Annotated in this window: 9 protein-coding genes and 1 tRNA gene; all 10 read left to right on the top strand. The window is 37.0% G+C overall.

The annotated features are described in order from the left end of the window. Positions 1–7: 7 nt before the first annotated feature. The 10 genes from ACZBKJ_RS02065 to ACZBKJ_RS02110 all read left to right on the top strand — a co-directional run bounded on the left by ACZBKJ_RS02065 (position 8) and on the right by ACZBKJ_RS02110 (position 5,959). Positions 8–520, top strand: a complete 513-nt coding sequence (locus ACZBKJ_RS02065; protein ID WP_463199257.1) for a disulfide bond formation protein B — start codon at positions 8–10, stop codon at positions 518–520. Positions 521–668: 148 nt separating this feature from the next. After that, complete coding sequence (gene mpl, locus ACZBKJ_RS02070; protein WP_463199258.1) at positions 669–2,060, top strand: UDP-N-acetylmuramate:L-alanyl-gamma-D-glutamyl-meso-diaminopimelate ligase; 1,392 nt, start codon at positions 669–671, stop codon at positions 2,058–2,060. Positions 2,061–2,133: 73 nt separating this feature from the next. After that, positions 2,134–2,210, top strand: a tRNA-Pro gene (locus ACZBKJ_RS02075). A 161-nt stretch (positions 2,211–2,371) separates the two neighbouring features. Next, positions 2,372–3,718: a tyrosine-type recombinase/integrase gene (locus ACZBKJ_RS02080; RefSeq protein WP_463199259.1), complete on the top strand. Its 1,347-nt coding sequence runs from the start codon at positions 2,372–2,374 to the stop codon at positions 3,716–3,718. A gap of 351 nt (positions 3,719–4,069) precedes the next feature. Continuing rightward, positions 4,070–4,204 carry a hypothetical protein gene (locus ACZBKJ_RS02085; protein ID WP_463199260.1) on the top strand — a complete coding sequence of 45 codons (135 nt, stop codon included), beginning with the start codon at positions 4,070–4,072 and terminating at the stop codon, positions 4,202–4,204. Then, positions 4,201–4,380: a hypothetical protein gene (locus tag ACZBKJ_RS02090; RefSeq protein ID WP_463199261.1), complete on the top strand. Its 180-nt coding sequence runs from the start codon at positions 4,201–4,203 to the stop codon at positions 4,378–4,380. The genes ACZBKJ_RS02085 and ACZBKJ_RS02090 overlap by 4 nt, the downstream gene beginning before the upstream one ends. Beyond that, positions 4,347–4,529, top strand: a complete 183-nt coding sequence (locus tag ACZBKJ_RS02095) for a type II toxin-antitoxin system death-on-curing family toxin (RefSeq protein WP_463199270.1) — start codon at positions 4,347–4,349, stop codon at positions 4,527–4,529. Before ACZBKJ_RS02090 ends, ACZBKJ_RS02095 begins: the two co-directional genes overlap by 34 nt. 149 nt (positions 4,530–4,678) lie before the next feature. Beyond that, positions 4,679–5,419: a hypothetical protein gene (locus ACZBKJ_RS02100; RefSeq protein WP_463199262.1), complete on the top strand. Its 741-nt coding sequence runs from the start codon at positions 4,679–4,681 to the stop codon at positions 5,417–5,419. A gap of 123 nt (positions 5,420–5,542) precedes the next feature. After that, positions 5,543–5,731, top strand: coding sequence for a helix-turn-helix transcriptional regulator (locus ACZBKJ_RS02105; protein ID WP_463199263.1), 189 nt, complete (start codon positions 5,543–5,545; stop codon positions 5,729–5,731). A 3-nt stretch (positions 5,732–5,734) separates the two neighbouring features. Further along, complete coding sequence (locus ACZBKJ_RS02110) at positions 5,735–5,959, top strand: helix-turn-helix domain-containing protein (protein ID WP_463199264.1); 225 nt, start codon at positions 5,735–5,737, stop codon at positions 5,957–5,959. The last annotated feature ends 699 nt before the right edge of the window (positions 5,960–6,658 follow it).

Genomic DNA, 6,658 nt, shown 5'->3' on the forward strand with positions numbered 1-6,658 from the left:
ATCAAACATGCTAAAAATTTTAACTTATCGCACTCTCAATGCTCTATTGGTACTACTAACCATCATTGCCAGCTTGGTGGCAATTTTATTTTTTCAAAACTACTTACAGCTTGACCCATGCCCTTTATGTATTTTTCAAAGAATTGGGCTTTGGGTTATGGGCGTATTTGCATTTTTGGCGCTTATCATCAACCCTAGAAAATTTGCCATTAGAATTCTGTTATGGTTAGGGGCTATGGTTGGAGCAGTTTGGGGGTTATTTGTGGCAGGTCGCCATGTGTGGCTACAACATCTTCCAGCTGATGAAGTGCCAGCGTGCGGACCAGGTTTGAATTATTGGGTGGAAACACTGCCAATTTTGCAGGTTTTTCAAGAAGTTCTAAAAGGCTCGGGCGAATGCGCAGTAATTGATTGGTCGCTTTTTGGTGTTAGTATTCCAGAAATGACGCTTTTGATGTTTGCATTTTTAGTTGTCGTATTGATTTTTATGTTTAAAAAAATCATTAAAAACGAAAAATAAATTCATCAAAGAAAAGGTTGATTTGTTAAAGCTGCATGTTTTAGCAGTATAATTTAATTTTTTAAAGGGCAATCTTTTACAAAGGCAACACATGACCACGCTTTGTGTGTAGTTTTGTGTGTTCATACATTAATAAATAAGGTAAATCATGCACATACATATTTTAGGTATCTGTGGTACTTTTATGGGCTCTTTGGCGCTACTTGCGCGAGATTTAGGCTATCAAGTCACTGGCTCTGATACCAATATTTACCCTCCAATGAGCACCCAATTACAAAATGCTGGTGTGGAAATTTGGGAAGGCTATCTAGCTGAACATCTACAACCAGCACCAGATTTGGTGGTGGTGGGAAATGCTTGCAAACGGGGGATGCCTGCCGTCGAATACATGTTAAATCATGGCATGAATTACACGTCTGGTCCACAGTTTTTATATGAAATTATTTTAAAAGAACGTCATGTTCTAGCAGTAGCTGGCACCCATGGCAAAACTACAACCACGACAATGCTGGCTTGGATTTTACAATATGCAGGGATTGATGCAGGTTTTTTAATTGGTGGCGTACCACTGGTTAATACTGATGATGAGCATCTAAAACAGGCTTTTAGTCACAGTTCACATTTAGGTGAAAAATATTTTGTGATAGAAGCTGATGAATACGATTCAGCATTTTTTGATAAACGCTCAAAATTTGTTCATTATCGTCCACGTACAGCAATTTTAAATAATTTAGAATATGACCACGCTGATATTTTTGCAGATTTAAAGGCAATCCAAACTCAATTTCATCACATGATTCGCATGATTCCCCAAAATGGTCAAATCATCATGCCACATCACACCAAAAGTTTGGAAGAAACGCTCGAGATGGGAGCGTGGACACCAGTTTGGAGAACAGGCGTTTATAACGATGGCGAACAAACTGATACTGATTGGCAAGCAATCCTACAAAGTGATGATGGTAGTGTCTTTAAAATTCAATATCAAGAGTCTTGTGCAACGGTAAACTGGAACATGAGCGGTCGCCACAACGTTTATAATGCCTTGGTTGCGGTGGCAGCAGCTTATCATGTGGGCGTATCTGTAGAAAAAACCTGTGAAGCCCTATCAAATTTTGCAGGTATTAAACGACGTATGGAACTGATTGGTGATGTCAACGATATTTTAGTATTTGATGATTTTGCTCATCACCCAACCGCTATTGAAACCACACTTGATGGCGCAAAAAAACGTTTAACGAGTCGGCGAGTTTGGGCAGTAATAGAACCGCGTTCTAATACCATGAAATTAGGCAGTCACAAAAGCCAATTAGCGCCATCAGCAAGTTTGGCAGATTTTGTGATTTGGTATGAACCAAAAACGCTTACTTGGGGGTTAAAAGAAGCGATTGGCAACACCCAAAATCAGCTGGTTTTGGGCAGCATTGAAGATATTTTAGACCATCTAAAACAGCATACTCAGACTGGCGATGCTATCATTATCATGTCTAATGGTGGTTTTGAAAACATTCATCAAAGATTATTACAGGCGCTAGGTTAAAATTTGAATTCAAAAAGAAAATTTACAAAAAGACTTGCAAAATCCGTAAAATACGCTACAATATCGGTTTATTCGGGGTGTAGCGCAGCTTGGTAGCGCACTTGCATGGGGTGCAAGGGGTCGCGAGTTCGAATCCCGCCACTCCGACCAAACAACAATCTAGGGCTGTCCGTCATCGTACGATAGCCCTTTTGTTTTATTGGGTTTGATGGTTTTTGTTGTCCTTAATGGTCTGTTATTATCCGTTGTAATCCAATAAAAACGCTGGTATATTTGCTGGTATATCAGTTCACTTTCAAAATATACCAGCAATGAGCCTTACAGATACCGCCATTAAACGCTTACAACCATCTGATAAATGCAAACCAAACCAACCTGATAAAATCAGTGATGGTAATGGCTTATGGTTGTTTGTTAGACACACAGGAACGAAAGTATTTTTATCTATTTACCGTCATCAAGGCAAACAAAAAGAAATCACATTAGGTAAATACCCAGCCTTAACCCTTGCCCAAGCACGCCTAAAAAACCAAAAAATTAAATCCCTGCTTGAACAGGGCATAGACCCCAAAGAACACGCCAAAGAAGCAAAAATACAAAAAAATGATACCCGTTTTGATGTGTTTGCTCATCAATGGCTAGCCCACCAACAACAAAGGATTAAAGCCAGTACCTTTAAACGGGATAAAGCAGGCTATCAAAACCACATTTACCCAATGATTGGTGAAAAAGATATTTATCAAATCCGCCTAGCTGATATTATTGCCATACATGACCGCTTAGCCGTGATTGGTAAAACCAGCACTGCCCATAGAATAGTTACTTGGATTAATGCCATTTATGATTATGCTATTGAAAAGGGATTAGCTGAAAACCTAGCAAACCCAATACCTAAAAGCATTCATAAAAACCTAGTAGAACATAAAGCCACACATTACCCCCGCATACCCATTAGCCAGTTACCACGTCTATTAGCAGATATTGATAATTGCAACAGTGAACCATTAACCAAATATGGCTTTTATGTGCTTTGTTATACTTTTGTACGTACAAGTGAACTTAGAGGTATGAGATGGCAAGAAATAGATTTTGAAACTTGTCTTTGGCATATACCTAAAGAACGCATGAAAAACGGCTTACCTCATGTTGTACCATTAGCCCCGCAGGTGATTAGAATATTAAAAGAGATTCAAAAAATGCAGTTGCATAATGAATACGTGTTTTTTAGCAACAGAAGCAGGCGGGCAGATATATTAAGCAATAATGCCTTTACAGTTGCTTTAAAACGCATGGGCTATCAAGGACGGATGACAGGGCACGGATTTAGAGGCTTGGCAAGTACGGCATTATATGAAATGCAGTACAGCCCACAAGCCATAGAATTACAGTTATCTCATGTGCAAGGCAATAAAACCGTAAGAGCTTATAACGAAGCAAACCTATTGCCTGCCCGCCAAAAAATGATGAACCAATGGGCAGATATCGTAGATGAGATTAAACAGGGTAATTTTAGCACCTATAAAAACAAACGCCTGACCGACCACAACGAACAGGCATTTATTAGCTTCTTAAAAGCCATGCGATACAAAGAGCATGAAATAACGGATGAGTTAGCCATTCATAAAGTAGAAGTGATGGAATTAAAGGCATTACAGTAAATATATTGTGGTTGCTAACAATCATTAGAGAAATAAAATGAATATTCCCAGTAAAAAAACAGGTTAAAAAAGCCTATCCCAACTATTTTTTAGATACACAGGCATTCATCAAGGGGCTAAATAAAATTTGTGATAAGCTGAAAATCAGCACTTGAACAGCTTACAACCATAAATTAACCCATTATCAGCAAAAGCATTTACAGCTTGGGTATTCTTAAAATTGAGCATACCCCCCTATTATGCTATGATGATTTAGCAGGCTAGGACTAATTACCCGAACAGCGGTTATTTTTCATACCTTAGACCGCCCGCCTGCTTTAATTTATTAAGGTATGATTAAGGAATAAAACCATGAGCAAACCCACCAATACCCAACCCGTCATCATGCACCTAACAGGGGAAGCGGGCAAAAGAGTTATTTTAAATTCTGCTAAACGAGTCATGCACGCCCACAAAAAAGAAATTAAGGCGTTAGCTGATAAATGATAGATATAAATTTTGTTATTGCTATTTATGATGAGATTTTAAGCCATGAAAAAGGACTTAAAGGCATTGCAAGCATAGCAAGCCTTGAAGGTTGCCTATCACGCATCAAAAATCAAATGCTTTATGAGCCATTAGATAATGTATATTTAATAGGGCATTTTATGCCGTTGCATTAGCAAAAGCCCACGCCTTTAATGATGGCAATAAAAGAACCGCCCTTGTTGTGATGCTAACTTACCTAGATATGCAAGGGATTAATATTACCCCAAATAGCGGGCTAGATGATTTGATGGTAAGGGTTGCCAGTAGTGATATTGACTATTGAGAGCTTGCAGATATTTTAAAAGATTTGACATTATAGCCCTTTTGCTTACATAAAATACAGGCTAGGAGTAATTACCCGAACAGCGGTTATTTTTCATACCTTAGACCGCCCGCCTGCTTTAATTTATTAAGGTATGGTTAAGGTATGAAATGCAAAACGAATTTATTTCCATTGGAAAATTTATTGATAATATTTGTAAGACAGTACAAGCAAATGACCATAAAGGAGTTGTTGGTTATATTTTAAGAAAATACGACCTATTTGATATATCCTTATATCAAAAAAGTAAGAATGATAAAGAAATAATATTGGCAAACCCCATCACTATTGAAGTATTTTATGATTATATGCGTGAAACTTATCCACCAAAGCCAACGGATAAAACAGAATCTTACAATGAAATTTTATTACTTAGAGTTTCGATGGCTAAAACTGTTTCACCATTTGATTTAAATCTTTATTTATGGAAAGCTGAGGACTTTTACCAAAAAGCTAAAGATTTTAATCAATTGTTTAATGATATGCCAGTTGAAAGAATAACAATACCGCCTAATCTAGAAAGCCTTAATAGAACAATAACGGAGCTTAAACAAGATGCAAGCAACAAAGATGATGAGATAACACATTTACAAGCACATATTGAAAAATTAAATAATCAATTGCAAGAAACAGGGGAAAGCTTAAACGCCAATTCACAAAAAACCATTAGCAAACTTTTATATGCGTTATTACGTGAACATGGATATGTTAAAGACAAAGACAATGCTAGGAAAGGAGCAATTAACGATCAGTTACGCAACCTTACAGAAAGATATAATGTGCCAATATCAAGGGAGGCAATCGCTAAATGGCTGGATTGCATCAATGAAATAGGAAAAATGGGCAAATAAGCATTAAGGGCTAGATAGCCCTTTTTTTATGGCTAATTAGTCTTATATAATTTTACTTCAACCCGTATCATACACCTACAAACCGCAATAAGGCGGTAAATAAAACCTTGTAGGAGTATAGACATGCAAGAACTACCCAAAGACGGTGTAAGCCGTATCAATCAATTATTGCCATTTTTACCCATCAGCAAAAGCACTGTTTGGGCATGGGTAAAACAAGGCAGATTTCCCGAACCCATCAAATTATCGCCTACCGTTACAGTATGGCGTAACAAAGATATTCATCAATGGCTAAATAGCATACAGGGGTAACATATGAGTTATAAACAAATTATCATGAAAAAACTACACGCAGGCGAGATTATCAGCCCGCTTACCACTTTAAAAGATTTTGGGTGCTTATCCTTGGCACAGCGTATCAGTGAACTAAGAGCAAAGGGCGAACCGATAAAAAGTGAACTAGTTAAAACCTCAGAGGGCAAAAAGTATAGTATCTATTGGTTAGAGCCTAAAGATAGAAAACCCAACAAATGCAAATAATAAACGCCCACAAAGGGGAAATAACCATAGACGGGGGGAGTGTAAATAATTACTATCGCCAATGCATGGACACCACACCCCTACCCGTGCATAAAAAAATTTTGATTTAGCGGAGATTTCTCCGCTTATTTTCTCCAGCCCAAACATTCTTTTGATAATGGTTAGGTAATGTAGAGTTTATAAAACCAAGCTGGATAATTCCAATTGCTATGACATCTGGAGATTTTCGGAGATTATAGTAAATCGTATTACTAAATTTCAGCAAAGATAAGGCAAAATCTGGTAAAAAGTAATGAAGTTTGTAGTTAATTATTCACGATTTTTATCTAATAAAAGATGCAATGATTAAAAATAGCATTACATTAAACTAGGAATATCACCTTATCTTATTTGGATAACTTATAACCCGCCTGCATCATGTATCTATAACACAGATATTAATATGATGAATAGGGCATAAAAACACCCCAAAACAATATTACTTGGGGTGTTATACAAATCATCATGAACATAGAAGCCATTGTAACATGATTTTATTTCATGATATGTAGTGTAAGCCAAATTAAAATTGTCTATTTATCTAATAGTTAAGGTTTTTATAATGAATATACTTCATTTGAAGCATTTAGGTAGTGAAAATATATCACTTCACAAACCCCAGCCAAACAGTGATAATGGCGTTCTCTCTCAAAAACATAT

The sequence above is a fragment of the Moraxella sp. I5G genome, from assembly GCF_055193055.1.